The sequence below is a fragment of the Desulfuromusa ferrireducens genome (genome assembly GCF_055389805.1).
The window spans coordinates 3,829,607-3,844,239 of the sequence record NZ_AP042415.1; the positions used below are offsets into that span (position 1 = coordinate 3,829,607).

13 protein-coding genes and 1 tRNA gene are annotated in these 14,633 nt (G+C 51.7%); 1 reads left to right on the forward strand and 13 read right to left on the reverse strand.

What is annotated here, in order from left to right; all coding sequences use genetic code 11:
• Positions 1-77 precede the first annotated feature (77 nt).
• From pheT to ACZ5PT_RS17135, 7 genes are all read right to left on the reverse strand, one after another.
• Positions 78-2,486, reverse strand: coding sequence for a phenylalanine--tRNA ligase subunit beta (gene pheT / locus ACZ5PT_RS17105; RefSeq protein WP_464264230.1), 2,409 nt, complete (start codon positions 2,484-2,486; stop codon positions 78-80).
• A gap of 23 nt (positions 2,487-2,509) precedes the next feature.
• Positions 2,510-3,526 (reverse strand): phenylalanine--tRNA ligase subunit alpha, encoded by a 1,017-nt coding sequence (gene pheS / locus ACZ5PT_RS17110; protein WP_464264231.1) that lies wholly within the window; start codon positions 3,524-3,526, stop codon positions 2,510-2,512.
• A 167-nt stretch (positions 3,527-3,693) separates the two neighbouring features.
• Positions 3,694-4,050 (reverse strand): 50S ribosomal protein L20, encoded by a 357-nt coding sequence (gene rplT / locus ACZ5PT_RS17115; protein ID WP_464264232.1) that lies wholly within the window; start codon positions 4,048-4,050, stop codon positions 3,694-3,696.
• A gap of 116 nt (positions 4,051-4,166) precedes the next feature.
• Positions 4,167-4,364, reverse strand: a complete 198-nt coding sequence (gene rpmI, locus ACZ5PT_RS17120) for a 50S ribosomal protein L35 (protein ID WP_464264233.1) — start codon at positions 4,362-4,364, stop codon at positions 4,167-4,169.
• Positions 4,365-4,404: 40 nt separating this feature from the next.
• Positions 4,405-4,917: a translation initiation factor IF-3 gene (gene infC / locus ACZ5PT_RS17125; protein WP_464266756.1), complete on the reverse strand. Its 513-nt coding sequence runs from the start codon at positions 4,915-4,917 to the stop codon at positions 4,405-4,407.
• A 92-nt stretch (positions 4,918-5,009) separates the two neighbouring features.
• A complete protein-coding gene (gene thrS, locus ACZ5PT_RS17130; protein ID WP_464264234.1) occupies positions 5,010-6,926 on the reverse strand; it encodes a threonine--tRNA ligase in 1,917 nt (638 codons plus the stop codon).
• A gap of 77 nt (positions 6,927-7,003) precedes the next feature.
• Positions 7,004-7,078: transfer RNA gene (locus ACZ5PT_RS17135), tRNA-Val, on the reverse strand.
• A gap of 212 nt (positions 7,079-7,290) precedes the next feature.
• Here ACZ5PT_RS17135 and ACZ5PT_RS17140 point away from each other — a divergent pair.
• A complete protein-coding gene (locus tag ACZ5PT_RS17140) occupies positions 7,291-9,150 on the forward strand; it encodes an AMP-dependent synthetase/ligase (RefSeq protein WP_464264235.1) in 1,860 nt (619 codons plus the stop codon).
• Between the two features lie 90 nt (positions 9,151-9,240).
• On the opposite strand, the gene ACZ5PT_RS17145 is transcribed toward ACZ5PT_RS17140, so the two are convergent.
• Genes ACZ5PT_RS17145 through ribD form a run of 6 tightly spaced genes read right to left on the reverse strand, consistent with a single transcriptional unit; the run spans position 9,241 to position 14,557 of the window.
• The gene (locus tag ACZ5PT_RS17145) at positions 9,241-10,551 is read right to left on the reverse strand and encodes a homoserine dehydrogenase (protein WP_464264236.1); all 1,311 of its coding nucleotides are present in this window, start codon (positions 10,549-10,551) and stop codon (positions 9,241-9,243) included.
• Positions 10,552-10,585: 34 nt separating this feature from the next.
• Entirely contained in the window at positions 10,586-11,059 is a 474-nt protein-coding gene (gene nusB, locus ACZ5PT_RS17150) for a transcription antitermination factor NusB (RefSeq protein ID WP_464264237.1), read from the reverse strand.
• A gap of 4 nt (positions 11,060-11,063) precedes the next feature.
• Positions 11,064-11,528, reverse strand: a complete 465-nt coding sequence (gene ribH / locus ACZ5PT_RS17155) for a 6,7-dimethyl-8-ribityllumazine synthase (RefSeq protein WP_464264238.1) — start codon at positions 11,526-11,528, stop codon at positions 11,064-11,066.
• Positions 11,529-11,557: 29 nt separating this feature from the next.
• Positions 11,558-12,763 (reverse strand): bifunctional 3,4-dihydroxy-2-butanone-4-phosphate synthase/GTP cyclohydrolase II, encoded by a 1,206-nt coding sequence (locus ACZ5PT_RS17160; protein WP_464264239.1) that lies wholly within the window; start codon positions 12,761-12,763, stop codon positions 11,558-11,560.
• Positions 12,764-12,806: 43 nt separating this feature from the next.
• Positions 12,807-13,457, reverse strand: a complete 651-nt coding sequence (locus tag ACZ5PT_RS17165) for a riboflavin synthase (protein WP_464264240.1) — start codon at positions 13,455-13,457, stop codon at positions 12,807-12,809.
• Entirely contained in the window at positions 13,442-14,557 is a 1,116-nt protein-coding gene (ribD, locus tag ACZ5PT_RS17170; protein ID WP_464264241.1) for a bifunctional diaminohydroxyphosphoribosylaminopyrimidine deaminase/5-amino-6-(5-phosphoribosylamino)uracil reductase RibD, read from the reverse strand. The genes ACZ5PT_RS17165 and ribD overlap by 16 nt, the downstream gene beginning before the upstream one ends.
• Positions 14,558-14,633: the final 76 nt, after the last annotated feature.

A 14,633-nucleotide genomic window follows, 5' to 3' on the forward strand; every position in this document is an offset into this window, starting at 1 on the left:
CAGGTTTATATAGAAATCTACTATCTATTTGATTTTTAAGGACTTATAACACAGGAAAACCCTGTGCGCAACCGCTATCAACGAATTTCTGCCCCCAACTGATGGCAAATTGATTTAATCAGCTTGCTATGGGCCTTAGCAACCTCTTCCTCAGTTAGGGTTTTTTCTAAATCACGATAACGAACCCGTACCGCCAAGCTCTTTTTCCCCTCGGGAATCCCCTTGCCAGTATAGAGGTCAAACAAAACGGCATTCTCTATGTACTTGACCTTGGTTTTGCCGATAATGTCCATCACCTGAGCGGCGGACACAGAATCATCCAACAGCAATGCAGTGTCGCGCATAACGTCCGGGAAACGGGATAATGGCTTGAACTTGCCATATTCACCCGCCACCGCAATGAGATTCTCGACATCCAGCTCAAGCAGATAGACAGGCTGGTCAATGTCAAAGGATGTCAGCACCTGCGGATGAACTTCGCCCAAGCTGCCGAGACGTTTTCCAGCACAAATCACTCGACACGACTTACCAGGATGCAGGTACGGCTCAGGTTGCTCAGCAGAAAATTCAACTTGCTTAATATTGATTTCATCGAGCAGCGCTTCGGCAACACCTTTCAAATCGTAGAAATCGACAGCTTCACCAGATTGAGCCCAGCCCTCGGGTTGGCGACGACCGCAGATAAGTGCCGTTAGCGTCAGTCGCTCCTGACAGACGGACTCGTTGCGTTGCGGCAAAAACACCGGGCGTAACTCAAAAAACTGCAGGTCGTTACTGCGATAAGCCAAATTCCGTGCGACGGTCTCCAGTAAACTGGGGACCAGACTGGTCCGCATAACGGCCTGGTCTGCAGAGAGGGGATTAAGAATCTCAACCTGCTCACGACGCGGATCCTCATCGGCCAAGCGCAGTTTAGCAACGGCATCTGCAGCATAAAACGAATAATTCATCGCTTCAGAGAAGCCACTGGCAACCAAACTATTACGCAAAGCACTCTGCACACGCTGTCGCAACGGCGGCAACGGAGCTTCAACGGTTCCAACCGGCATGGTGACAGGAATACGATCATAGCCGTACAGCCGCGCAACTTCTTCGATCAGATCAATTTCGCGCTCCAGATCTGGACGGAAGCTCGGCACAGTCACCTGCATTTGCGTCGTACTGTCACCAGGCTCTACCTGCAAGCCGATCGATTCAAGCAGAACTTGGGTGGTTTCAAAATCGATTGGAATATCGAGCAGCGCTTTTACTTTTGCAACATCAAGAGCAAGAACCGGGGTCTGCAGTTGTTGCGGATAATTATCAATAACCCCGGAGAGCACACTCCCCTGCCCCAGCTCGGCAATCAGGCTGGCAGCTCGGTCAAGAGCCACGGGGAGCATGTCGATATCGGCCCCACGCTCGAAACGGTGCGAAGACTCCGTGTGCAGTCCGTGCCGCTTACTGGTGCGTCGAATTGCCGTCGGCTTAAAATAAGCGGCTTCAAGCAAGATAGTTTCTGTATCGTCCTGGACTTCTGAATTCAGACCACCCATCACCCCGGCCATGGCCACAGCACGCTGACCGTCACAGATCATCAGATCATCCGCTATCAGGGTATGCTCCTGATCATCAAGGGAGGTAAATTTCTCCCCCTCTTGCGCGCGCTTTACAACGATGCGCCCTTCGTCCAGCAGTTTAAAATCAAAGGCGTGCATCGGATGACCAAGTTCCATCATCACGTAGTTGGTGACATCGACAACATTATTAATCGAGCGCATGCCGACCGCTTCGAGACGACGGACCATCCACTCCGGAGATGGACCGATCTTGACCCCCTTAATCATCCGCGCTGCGTAACGCGGACAATATTCGGCATCCTCAATGGTGACCGAGGTCTGCTGGTCGATACAGTCGGCAGACTCGCTGATTTGCGGCGCAGGCAACTTAAGTTTATTGCCACAGGCAGCAGCAACTTCACGCGCCACACCGACCACGCTCAAACAATCAGGACGATTCGGGGTCAAACCGATTTCGATTTGAAAATCTTTCAGTTTGAGTGCATCGAAAACCGGTTGACCAAGCGGAAGATCTGGCGAGAGGATCAAAATCCCCTCCGCCTCATCAGCCAGAGCAAGCTCTTTTTCCGAACAGAGCATCCCCATCGACACCTGACCACGGATTTTCGATTTCTTGATTTTAAAATCACCGGGCAATACGGAACCTGGCTGAGCAAGTGCGATCAGGTCACCGGTCTTATGATTGGTTGCCCCACAAACGACTTGAACGATTTCCGTACCGTTATTGACCTGACAAACGGTCAGTCGATCAGCATCAGGATGACGCTCAACAGCTTCAAGCCTGGCAACGATGACCGAGTCGAAGCCACCACCGATCTCCTCAAGGGAATCGACCTCAAGACCAGCCATAGTCAGGCGATCGCAAAGCTCTTGCGGTGCATAGTCAAAATCGACGAATTCTTTTAACCAATTATAAGTAACTATCATTTATCGCTATCCTTTCCCCAACATCAAAACTGTTTGAGGAAACGCAGGTCATTTTCGAAGAACAAGCGCAGATCATTGACGCCATATTTAAGCATGGCAATCCGCTCTAAGCCCATACCGAAAGCAAAACCACTAAAGTTTTCGCTATCATAATTGACCGAGTCAAATACAGCGGGATCGATCATGCCGCAACCGAGGATTTCCAACCAGCCCGTACCGCTGCAAACACGACATCCCTTGCCGGCACAAATGACACAGGCAATATCAACCTCGGCACTCGGCTCGGTAAAAGGAAAAAACGAGGGGCGGAAACGTACGTCTAAATTCTCGCCGAAGAACTCATTGAGAAAATGGGTCAAAATACCCTTTAAATCCCCAAAGGTCACCTTTTCATCCACGAGAAAGCCCTCAATCTGATGAAACATCGGACTGTGTGTCAGATCAGAATCGCGACGATAGACCGTCCCCGGCGCGATCACTCGTATCGGCGGCTTAGTTTTAAGCATCGTGCGGATTTGAACCGGCGAAGTATGGGTGCGCAAGACCTGATCGTCAGTAATATAAAAGGTATCCTGCATATCTCGCGCAGGGTGATCTTTGGGAATGTTCAGTGCTTCAAAATTATAGAAGTCCTGCTCAATTTCCGGTCCCTCGGCAACGACAAAGCCAAGCCTCGAAAAGAGATCAACTATTTCCTCACAGACTAAGGTGACCGGATGTTTGCTACCGGTCACACTACGACGACCCGGCAAGGTCACATCAATCTTTTCACTGCCCAGCTTTGCGGCAATGGCTTGCTGTTGCAGCTCGCCCTGTCGCTCGCTGAAACCAGCCTCAAACTGATCCTTAAGGGTATTAACCAGACTGCCGACCACGGGACGCTCTTCTGCAGAAAGAACGCGCATCCCCTTCATGATTTCGGTCAGCGCTCCCTTTTTACCGAGAACTTGCACACGAACATCCTGCAAGGCCTTTAAATCGCTGGCCTGCTGCAGAGCCGCCTGGGCCTCTTGCTGTAACTGTAATATTTTCTCTTTCATCTACGAATCCACGTCTGAACCAATCCAAGGCAGGACTGGTCTATCTCGCTAGCACTCAAAAGGGACTGACGGACAAGTAAAGGTCAGCTTAAAAAAAAGGAGTGAACCGGGGACAAAAAAGGGAGATGGAGCCATCGCTCCATCTCCCTGGAACGACTGAGAACGGTTTACTGTAGTCGAGCCTTAGCGGCTTCGGCAATAACAGCGAAACCTGCGGGGTCGTTGACGGCCAGATCTGCCATAATCTTGCGATCAAGAGCCACCTCTGCCTGCTTCAGACCATGAATCAGGCGGCTATAGGAGAGTCCGTTTTCACGGGACGCGGCATTAATACGAGCAATCCACAGAGCCCGAAAGTCACGCTTCTTGACACGACGGTCACGATAAGCATAACAAAGGGCACGATCGACAGCTTCAGTTGCTGAGCGGAACAACTTACTACGGGCGCCACGATAACCTTTAGCAAGTTTAAGAACTTTGTTCCGACGACGTCTGGCTTTAAAGCCTCTTTTTACTCTTGGCATCTCACTTCTCCTTCAACTTAGTTGGTTTCGGCATATGCCGCGGCCGGATCGGTAGGGGGAGATAGTCCCCACAGTTCACAGCCAACCTGCACCCCATGTCAGGGGCAGGCAAATCGTTACAGGTACGGAATCAACTGAGAAATGTTGCGCTCATCAGATTTGTGCACGAGACAAGATTGACGCAGGTCACGCTTCCGCTTGGTTGACTTCTTGGTCAGAATGTGGCTGGTGAAAGCCTTGTTCCGACGGATTTTTCCGGTGCCGGTCTTGCGAAATCGCTTGGCAGCACCACGATTAGTCTTAATTTTTGGCATTTTACTCTCCTGTTACCTTTATTTATTCCGGTGTCCCGGTTCACTTCTTTATTGGGCCCATCATCATGGTCATAAAACGACCCATTTTGCTCGGCCTGGACTCGACAACTCCGATATCCTTAAGCGCTATGACCGCTTTTTCCAGCTGCTTCATACCCTGATCCGGGTGAGCGTTTTCACGACCACGGAACATGATGGTCATCTTGACCTTGTTGCCTTCCTCAAGAAAGCGACGGGCATGCTTGATCTTAAACTGAAAATCATGGTCATCGGTCTTAGGTCGCATCTTGACTTCTTTGATTTCGACCTTGACCTGCTTTTTCTTGGCCTCGGAAGCACGCTTCGCCAGCTGGTATTTATACTTGCCGTAATCCATGATACGGCAGACCGGCGGCTCAGCTTGTGGCGACACCTCGACCAGATCGAGTCCCTGCTCTCCTGCCACCCGCAATGCTTCCCTGGTGTCAAGAATACCGAGCTGACCACCCTCATCATCAATAACCCGAACTTCGCGGGCTTTGATGGCATCGTTGATATTCGCTTCCTTAGCTATGAGCCTATCTCCTCTTCTCTATTATGCAGATTTCTGCAGCAATAAAACACGCATTCCAACGGCGAAAAGACCCTCGACGGGTCCCTTCTGAACTAGCGGTGTTCTGCTGATTCCTGATCTATAAAGCCAACAAAGTCAGCAACGCTCATCGGAGCGAGATTCTTACCGTTGCGGAAGCGCGGTGCTACCGTTTGTTCTTCCATTTCCCGATCGCCTATCACCAGCATATAGGGGGTCTTGGCGATCTGCGCTTCACGAATTTTAAACCCGAGCTTTTCATTACGTAAATCAAGCTCAACCCTGATACCAGCGGCACGTAGCTGCTTACATACGTCCTCAGCATACTCAGCTTGATTGTCGGTCACATTCAATACTATCGCCTGAACCGGCGACAGCCAGAGCGGGAAGCTTCCTGCGTAGTGCTCTATCAGAACACCAATAAACCGTTCAATCGAGCCAAGAATAACTCGATGCAACATAACCGGGCGATGCTTCTCTCCATCAGCTCCGATGTAGTTCAGGTCAAAGCGTTCAGGCAAGGTAAAATCGCACTGGATTGTAGCACACTGCCACTCCCTGTCAAGCGCGTCCTTCAGCTTAACATCGATCTTCGGACCGTAGAATGCTCCATCCCCTTCGTTGACCTCAAACTCCTGGCCACTGTCCTCCAAAGCACTCTGCAGCGCCGCCGTCGCCTGACCCCAATCGGCATCGCTGCCGATTGATTTTTCCGGACGGGTTGAAAGCTCCATCGTATAATCGAACCCGAAAATACCGGCAACATCCTGAACGAATTTCATGACACCTTTGACCTCGGCATCAATCTGATCAGGACGGCAAATGATGTGCGCATCATCCTGAGTAAACCCTCGTACCCGCAGCAAGCCATGCAGCACACCGGACTTCTCATGACGGTGAACAGTGCCGAGCTCAAAATAGCGTAATGGCAGATTGCGGTAAGATCGTGGCTTGGATTTGTAGATCAACATATGCGCCAAGCAGTTCATCGGCTTGATACCATAGCCCTGCTCGTCAATCTCTGTGAAATACATATTCTCGCGGTAGTTCTCGTAGTGCCCGGAGGTCTGCCAGAGCTCGGTCTTAAGAATCTGCGGGCCCATAACGATATCATAACCACGCTTCAAGTGCTCTTTGCGCTCGAAATCCTCAATAATCGTCCGCAGCATCGCCCCCTTGGGATGCCAGAGCACCAGACCGGCGCCAGCCTCCTCACTAAAAGAGAATAGATCCAGCTCACGGCCGAGCTTGCGATGATCGCGCTTGCGTGCCTCTTCGAGGCGATTAAGGTGGGCCTTGAGATCTTTCTTGTTTTGAAAGGCGGTCGCATAGATCCGCTGCAGCATGGCGTTCTTCTCATCACCACGCCAATAGGCACCGGCCAAGCTGGTCAGCTTATACGCCTTGATCATGCCGGTCCGGGGGATATGCGGACCACGACAGAGATCAATAAAGTCGCCCTGACGATAAAGCGAGACGGTCTCAGCGTCGAGGTCTTCGATCAACTCAACCTTATATGCCTCACCCATGCCACGGAATAGCTCAATCGCATCTTCCCGCGAAAGCACCTCACGGACAATCGGCAGATCGGCCTTGGCCAGTTCCGCCATTTTTGTTTCGATGATTTCAAAATCTTCCGGGACAAACTTCTTCGTGTCACTGAAGAAATCGTAATAGAAGCCGTCTTTTATGGCAGGCCCGATAGTGACCTGAACCTCATCACCATGCAGAGCCTTAACCGCCTGCGCCATCAGGTGGGCACAGGAGTGACGAATTATTCCCAGAGCTTCGGGAGAGTTCTGCGTGATCAGCTCAATTTTCCCTGCTGACGGCAACGGCAGATTAATATCTATCAGCTCACCATCAAACCGGGCGGCAACGGCCTGACGGGCAAGCCCTTCACCGATAGTCAAAGCAACATCGTAGGGAGTCGCACCCGACTCAACCTCTTTGACTGACCCATCAGGTAGTTCAATCTGTAACATTGCCATAAAATCGTCTCCTGAAACAAAAAGAGGCATCTATAAGATGCCTCGTAATGCAGTTCGGTTATTTTGGGTTGCTTTTATGGTAGGCACGGGCGGGATTGAACCGCCGACCCCTTCCGTGTCAGGGAAGTGCTCTCCCACTGAGCTACGTGCCTGCAACCAACCGAGGCGTTTTGTATCAAATCGCCATCAACACTGTCAAGCCATTTTGTTTGTTTTATTCAGTTTTTTTCTTAACAGTGCGCGCTGAGAGCTGTTTGGCGTTTTCAACCTTGCCTGTTAAAATTAAGAGGGTTAGATTAAACCAGCGCTTACACTAATAGCAATAGCTATTGCAGTAACTTTTATTTATTGATGAGGTATCTACGTGCAGACTATCGACCAGTTGATTCAAAGCAGCTGCCTAACGCACTCCAGCAGCGTTGCCATGCAAAGCAAGAATCGAGGACAGTGGAAGAGCCTCTCCTATACAAAACTCTGGGACACAGTGGAAAAACTGGCTGCGGGCCTGCACCACCTCGGGATTAAGCAACAGACACACATCGCTCTTCTCGGTCCCTCGTCACCTCGCTGGGTTGCTGCCTACCTCTCAATCTTACGCGCCGGTTGTGTTGCGGTGCCGATCGACAAAGAACTTAAGTCCACCGAACTGCGCCAGATTCTGGATGATTCCGACGCCGAAGCCGTTTTTGTCGGCCAACCGCAATTCGAGATCCTGCTGGATATTATCGATGACCTGCCCAAACTCAAGAGAATCATCCTGATCGACATCCCCCTCTCCGAGGTTACAGATCGCGGTGACATTGCTGGTGTACTGGAAAAACTCTCGACTCTTTGGCAGGACCTGGTGAGCGACCTAAGCATCCCGGCTGAAAAACGCCTGCCAATCGAAACGGTTGCCGTGGAGGCCCACTCCCTCCTGACCAGCACGGAAGAGCCAGAAGGAGATAAAAAAAACAGCAATTTCCTGTCACGCTCAGCAACTTCACGCAATAAGTTACTGAAGGAAAATCGCCTCTACGCCTACAAAAGTATTTTCCATGACACCCCTATTGAAGAAGCCAGAAATCAGCCCAGCGACAGAGCAGTCATTCTTTACACCTCAGGAACGACAGGTCGCTCTAAGGGTGCCATCCTCAGCCACCAGAACATCGTCAGCAATATTCAGGCGGCTAGCACGCGCTTTCAGCTGGACAGCTCGATCGAAACCCTCTCCTTCCTACCGATCAATCACGTTTTTGAACAGGTTTGCGGTGTGCTGCTCCCCCTGTCCCTCGGCGGCAAGGTCAGCTTTGCCGAATCAATCAAAAAGCTCGGCGACAATCTCAACGAGATCAAGCCGACCTTTTTGCTGGGAGTTCCGGCAGTTTACCGATTACTGTACGACCGCATCATGAAGAATATCGACTCCAAGACGGCGTCACGCCTGCTCTACAAATTCCCCGTAACAAGAAAGATCGTTGCCGCCAAAGTGCAACAAACGGTGGGAAAAAACACGACCTTTATCAGCGGCGGCGCAGCCCTGGATCCATCAATCGCAGCCGGCTTCAAATCCCTCGGGTTGACCCTGCTGCAAGGGTACGGCATAACTGAAACGTCCCCGGTCATTTCTGCAGAAAGCCCTTTCAAGAGCAAACCGGGAACCGTTGGCGAAGCGCTCGATGGCGTTGAGATAATGATCAACCAACCAAACACTGATGGCGAAGGGGAAATCCTCGCCAAGGGGCCCAACGTCATGCTCGGTTACTACCGTAACGATGAGGCAACAGCAGAAGTGCTGAAGAACGGCTGGTATCATACCGGCGACCTGGGCCGTTTCGATACCGATGGCATGTTGCAGATTTGTGGGCGGGTGAAAAACCTGATCGTCACTCCAAATGGCAAGAACGTCTACCCGGAAGAGGTAGAAAACCAACTGTTAAAGAGTCCATTTATTGCCGAAATCATGATCTACGGGCACAAAATCAGCCCGACAGCCGAAGACGTCTACGCCGTTATCTTCCCCGACAAAGAACACCTGTTCAGCTACGAAAAGGACCAGGACAACGGACCACTGGCGGACAGCGCCATCGAAGCCCTGATCCGCAGCGAAGTCCTCAGCTACGGCAAAGATCTGGCTGATTACAAACGGGTCAAAAAGTTCAACCTGCGCGAAGATGAATTCCCCAAGACAACCACCAGAAAGATCAAGCGTTACGTGGTTGAGCCGGAGATATCAACCGATTAAACAGAAAAAGGGGCCATCCTCAGCGGATGCCCCCTTACTTAACAGCGGCGACAAAATTCAATCCCGTCATCGTTTATTCTGAGATGAGCCTCAACCGAGGTTGTTCTCGACGCGGATCAACCGGGTCGGTTGCTGGACGATTTCCAGCAGATCAATCTCAGCCAACGCTTTATTGACATTCGACTCTCTGGCACCATGCGTCATGATGACAATCGGCACCGCATCGGCAGTGTGACGTTCCGGCTGAATCATCGACTGAATACTGATATCGTATTTGCCGAGTATTCCGGAAATTTGCGCCAGCACACCCGGAGCATCAACCGTCGTGAAGCGGAGATAATAATGGCTGTCGATGTCACTCATCGCCTTAACCGGCAGATCTGCAATCTGGTCAGCGCGATAGCCCATGATCGGCGTGCGCCGCTTGGCCCCAGACTGAATATCCCGAGCAATAGCCATCACATCGCCCATAACAGCACTTGCCGTGGCATCCATCCCGGCACCACTGCCGTACAGCAACGCTGGCCCGAGAAAGTCACCCGACAAACGGACAGCATTAAAAACGCCATCGACCTCGGAAAGCTGATAGGTCTTAGGAATCATGGTCGGATGGACCCGCACCTCGATCTGCTCACCTAAATTCTTGCCGATAGCAAGCAACTTGATCTTATAGCCCATCTGCGTGGCGAACTGAATATCGATGGCAGCAACATTGGTAATACCTTCGGTGTAGACCTTCTCGAAATCAACTTTTGTGCCGAAGCAGATCGCTGCCAACAGAGCAATTTTATGCGCCGTATCAACACCTTCGATATCGAAGGTCGGGTCGGCTTCAGCATAACCTAGATCCTGAGCTTCCTTGAGCACCGGAGCAAAATCACTCCCCTCGTCGGTCATCTTGGTCAAAATATAATTACAAGTACCGTTAAGGATACCGAGGACATTGCTGAAATCATTGGCGCAGAGATTTTCCTTGATGGCAGATATGACCGGAATACCGCCCCCAACGGAAGCCTCAAACAGCACATCCACACCCTGCTTGTCGGCCGCCGCGAGGATTTCCTGACCATGCACAGCCATCAGTGCCTTATTGGCCGTAACGATATGTTTACCGTTAGCTATGGCTTTCAGGATGAAGGTCTTTGCCGGCTCGTACCCGCCGATCAACTCGATGACAACATCGATCTCCGGATTGCTGACAACCTCTTCGACATCACTGCTCAAGATACCGGGAGCCAACTGCACGCCACGGTCGGTCGTTATATCCAGATCAGCAATTTTAGCCAGTTCCAGTGATTTACCGAGACGTTTCTGCAACAAGTCGGCATTTTTTTGCATCACCCTGACAACTCCGGTACCGATGGTACCGAAACCGATCAGGCCTACCTTGATCGAATCCATAATTCCTCACAAACAAATTGATGTTCAGAAATAATTAATCGTTAGATTTTCGTGCCTTCTGGGCAATCTTATCAAGCAGTCCATTGACAAATGAGGGAGAGTCCTTGGTCCCGTAGCGCTTGGCAATCTCAATGGCTTCATTGATAGCAACCCGGACCGGAATGCCCGGCTCATAAAGCAACTCGTAGGCACAGACCCGCAGGATTGACAAATCGACGGTCGCCATCCTCTCCAGAGACCAATTGGTGGCAACTTCGCGAATTTCACGATCGATAACCGCGCGATATTCGACAACCCCTTTTACCAGCGTTTCGGCAAAGCTCCGCGCGGCAACAGGCAACGGTGATTCCGTTGTCTCAAGAGGCTCCCCGAGGGCATCATCGGCAAAGCTGAAGTTGTACCAGAAATCACTCAACAGGCGTGTTGCGTCGGCCTGATCATCCAACCGCAAGGCAAAAAGAATTTTCAGCGCGCATTCACGCCCAACACGGCGATTATTACTCGACATCAGTTCAGACTGCTCCCATCAGGTTGACCATCTCAATGGCACTCATTGCAGCTTCAGAACCCTTATTGCCAGCCTTGGTGCCTGCACGTTCAATCGCCTGCTCTACCGAATCGGTGGTTAAAACACCAAAGGCGACCGGCAGACCGCTAGCCAGAGAAACTGACGCTACCCCCTTAGTCACTTCGGAACAAACGTAATCAAAGTGCGGGGTACCACCGCGAATAACCGCGCCAAGACAAACAATGGCGTCATACTTGCCTGATGCCGCCATTTTTTGCGCCAGCAGGGGGATTTCAAAAGCGCCCGGCACCCGCACTACTACCAGTTGCTGCTCTTCAGCACCATGTCTTACCAGGGTATCGATCGCACCCTCCAGCAGCCGATCACAGATAAAGCTGTTGAAACGGCTGACAATCAGTCCGAAACGGAAGCCTTTGGCGTCCAGTTTTCCTTCAATAAATTCAGGCATGCTTTCCTCCTGTAAAAGATAGGCAGTGGCTAGAGATTTTCTAGCAGATGGCCCATTTTCTCGCGTTTAGTGGTCAGATATTTGATGTTACGACCCTGAGCCTCAATCTCGATCGGCACACGCTCGACGATTTCCAGACCGTAGCCTTCCAGGCCAATTATTTTTTTCGGATTATTGGTCATCAGGCGAAGTTTGCTGATTCCGAGCTCTGACAACATTTGCGCACCGATGCCATAATCACGCAAATCAGCATTAAAACCGAGCACTTCATTTGCTTCGACAGTGTCGTGACCCTGATCCTGCAGGGTGTAGGCCTTGATCTTGTTGACCAAGCCGATACCTCGGCCCTCCTGACGCATGTAGAGAATAACTCCGGCACCCTCTTCTTCAATCTGGGCCATGGCAGCATGGAGTTGCTCTCCGCAATCACAGCGCTGCGAGCCGAAGACATCACCAGTCAAACATTCGGAGTGGACCCGGACCAGAACCGGCTGATCCAGCTTCAAATCACCTTTAACTAAAGCCATGTGATGTGCATGATCAACATCGTTATCATAAACAATCGCCTTGAAATCACCGCCAAAGGGGGTCGGCAAAACGGTTTCCGCCGCGCGCCGAACAAGCAGTTCCTTGCGCATCCGATAAGCCACCAGATCGGCGATGGTAACAATTTTCATGTCGTGTTTTTTGGCGAATTTCTTTAACTGCGGCATGCGCGACATGGTGCCATCTTCGTTCATGATTTCGCAGATGACCCCGGCCGGTTTCAAGCCAGCCAAACGCGCCAGATCAACCGAACCTTCGGTCTGTCCGGCCCGGACCATGACGCCACCTTTTTTCGCCCGCAGCGGAAAAACATGCCCCGGACGTGCCAGATCACGGGCAACGGTCTCTTCAGCGACAGCAACCTGAATCGTTTGCGACCGGTCGGCGGCGGAGATTCCGGTCGTTACACCGCGGCGCGCCTCGATCGAAACGGTAAACGCGGTGCCAAAAGAGGAGCTGTTATCAGTGACCATCAACGGCAGGTCGAGTTCATCGGCACGTGCTTCGGTCAAAGACAGGCAGATCAACCCCCGCCCCTCCTTGGCCATAAAGTTGATGATCTTGGGCGTTACCAGTTCGGCGGCAATAACCAGATCACCCTCATTTTCCCGATCTTCATCATCGACCAGAATAACCATTTTCCCCTGACGAATATCTTCCAGAGCGGCCTCTATCTTTGCAATCGGCATTATTTCAGTCCTTTATATTTAAATATGTTAGCCGGGAAATATCTCACATAAATCCGCTCTTGGCAAGAAACTCAAGACTGAGCCCCTTGCCCTGAGTCGCCTCTTTGCCGGTCGGCAACAAGCGTTCAACATAGCGACCGATCAGGTCGGTTTCAATATTAACCTGGGAACCCTGACGACAGGATTGCAGGGTGGTTTTCTCCAGCGAGTGCGGGATAACGGCAACCGAGAAACCATTAGCGGCAACACTGTTGACCGTCAGACTAATACCATCGATGGCAACAGAGCCCTTCGCCACCAGATAACGTAGCGCTTCTGGTGGGACGCTGAAGTCAAAACGGATCGCATTCTGATCCTGATAGCGCCGGCTGACCGTTGCCACACAATCGATATGACCGCTGACCAAGTGCCCACCGAGGCGATCGCAAAGACGCAACGCCCGCTCCAGATTGACTTGTGCGTTGGGTCGCAGCGCACCAAGGGTCGAGCACTCGAGGGTTTCCGGAGAAACATCGGCGCTAAAGCAGTCGCTATCCCAAGCAGTCACCGTCAGGCAAACGCCATTTACTGCAATACTTTCACCCAACTGCAGGTCGTCTTTCACTAAGTCGCTTGAAATCTGCAGCGAGGCAGAGTTGCCCTGCCGATTTAAGCAGCGAACCTTACCAAGCGCCTGAATCAATCCGGTAAACATCGTTTAACATCTCCTGTCAGCAGGATATCTGCACCGACCTGTTCATAGCAAAGACCTGTAAGAGGTACCGCGTCTGCCAATTTCTGGCAACCCTCACCGGAAAAGATGCCGAAATCGGCATGGCCGCCAATCAATTTGGGGGCGATAAATACCATCAATTGATCAATCAACCCCGCCCCTAAGGCTGAGTTGGCCAGGCCAGGCCCACCTTCGAGCAAAAGGCGCTGGATGTTCCTTGCCCCCAACTCTTGCCACAAAAAAGAAAGACACACTTGCCCGGAGGTTGCAGGACAAACCAGGACTTCAGCACCTGCGCGCTGCAAAATTTCGATTTTCCCCATATCGATGGAGGTGGTCGCTATCAGGGTTGCGGCCGCTGAGACCTGCTGCAACATGCGCGCAGTGGCAGGCATACGCAGAGTACTGTCCACGACGACCCGCAGTGGGTCACGGCCAGAACCTTCCGGCAAACGGGTATTCAGCAGTGGATCATCAGCCAACACCGTGCCAATACCGACCATAATTGCTTCAACCCGGTCACGGAGCCGATGCACACGCATGCGACTTTCCGGGCCAGAAATCCACTGCGAATCACCGCTTGCAGTTGCGGTTTTCCCATCCAGGGTCATGGCTGTTTTATAAATGGTAAAAGGCATTGCAGAAGTGATAAAACGGGCAAAGGGTGCAATCAAACGGCGACACTGCTGTTCCTCAATTCCGACTGTCACCTCAATGCCAGCGTCTCGCAGTCGTTCAATACCGCGTCCAGCAACTTGCGGATTGGGATCCTCGACACCGACGAACACTCTTTTGACCCCGGCAGCAATCAGGGCATCGGCACAAGGACCGGTTCGACCTTGATGGGAACAGGGTTCGAGGGTGACGTAAGCATCCGCGCCGCGGGCCTGTCCTGCGGCTTGACGCAAGGCAAACACTTCCGCGTGTGGTTCACCGGCTTTGGGATGATAGCCCTCGCCAACAATCGCAGCAGAGTGAACGATCACCGCACCGACCGGCGGATTCGGTGCCGTTCGGCCTTCACCGCGACGTGCGAGTTGCAGCGCTTTTTGCATGAACTGTTGATGGATACTTTCGGCCACAGCAACTCCCGCGAAGTAACCGCCTAAAAGAACAACAGCCGGAATAGTGACGATATCCCGGCTGCTAAAAAAACTT

Excerpts from the sequence above, each read along its gene's own strand:
- nusB (WP_464264237.1), bottom strand. The coding sequence starts at position 11,059 with ATGTCGAGTAATAATCGCCGTGTTGGGCGTGAATGCGCGCTGAAAATT.
- thrS (WP_464264234.1), bottom strand. The coding sequence starts at position 6,926 with ATGGCAATGTTACAGATTGAACTACCTGATGGGTCAGTCAAAGAGGTT.
- pheS (WP_464264231.1), bottom strand. The coding sequence starts at position 3,526 with ATGAAAGAGAAAATATTACAGTTACAGCAAGAGGCCCAGGCGGCTCTG.
- ACZ5PT_RS17145 (WP_464264236.1), bottom strand. The coding sequence starts at position 10,551 with ATGGATTCGATCAAGGTAGGCCTGATCGGTTTCGGTACCATCGGTACC.
- ribH (WP_464264238.1), bottom strand. The coding sequence starts at position 11,528 with ATGCCTGAATTTATTGAAGGAAAACTGGACGCCAAAGGCTTCCGTTTC.
- rpmI (WP_464264233.1), bottom strand. The coding sequence starts at position 4,364 with ATGCCAAAAATTAAGACTAATCGTGGTGCTGCCAAGCGATTTCGCAAG.
- pheT (WP_464264230.1), bottom strand. The coding sequence starts at position 2,486 with ATGATAGTTACTTATAATTGGTTAAAAGAATTCGTCGATTTTGACTAT.
- rplT (WP_464264232.1), bottom strand. The coding sequence starts at position 4,050 with ATGCCAAGAGTAAAAAGAGGCTTTAAAGCCAGACGTCGTCGGAACAAA.
- ACZ5PT_RS17160 (WP_464264239.1), bottom strand. The coding sequence starts at position 12,763 with ATGCCGATTGCAAAGATAGAGGCCGCTCTGGAAGATATTCGTCAGGGG.
- ACZ5PT_RS17165 (WP_464264240.1), bottom strand. The coding sequence starts at position 13,457 with ATGTTTACCGGATTGATTCAGGCGCTTGGTAAGGTTCGCTGCTTAAAT.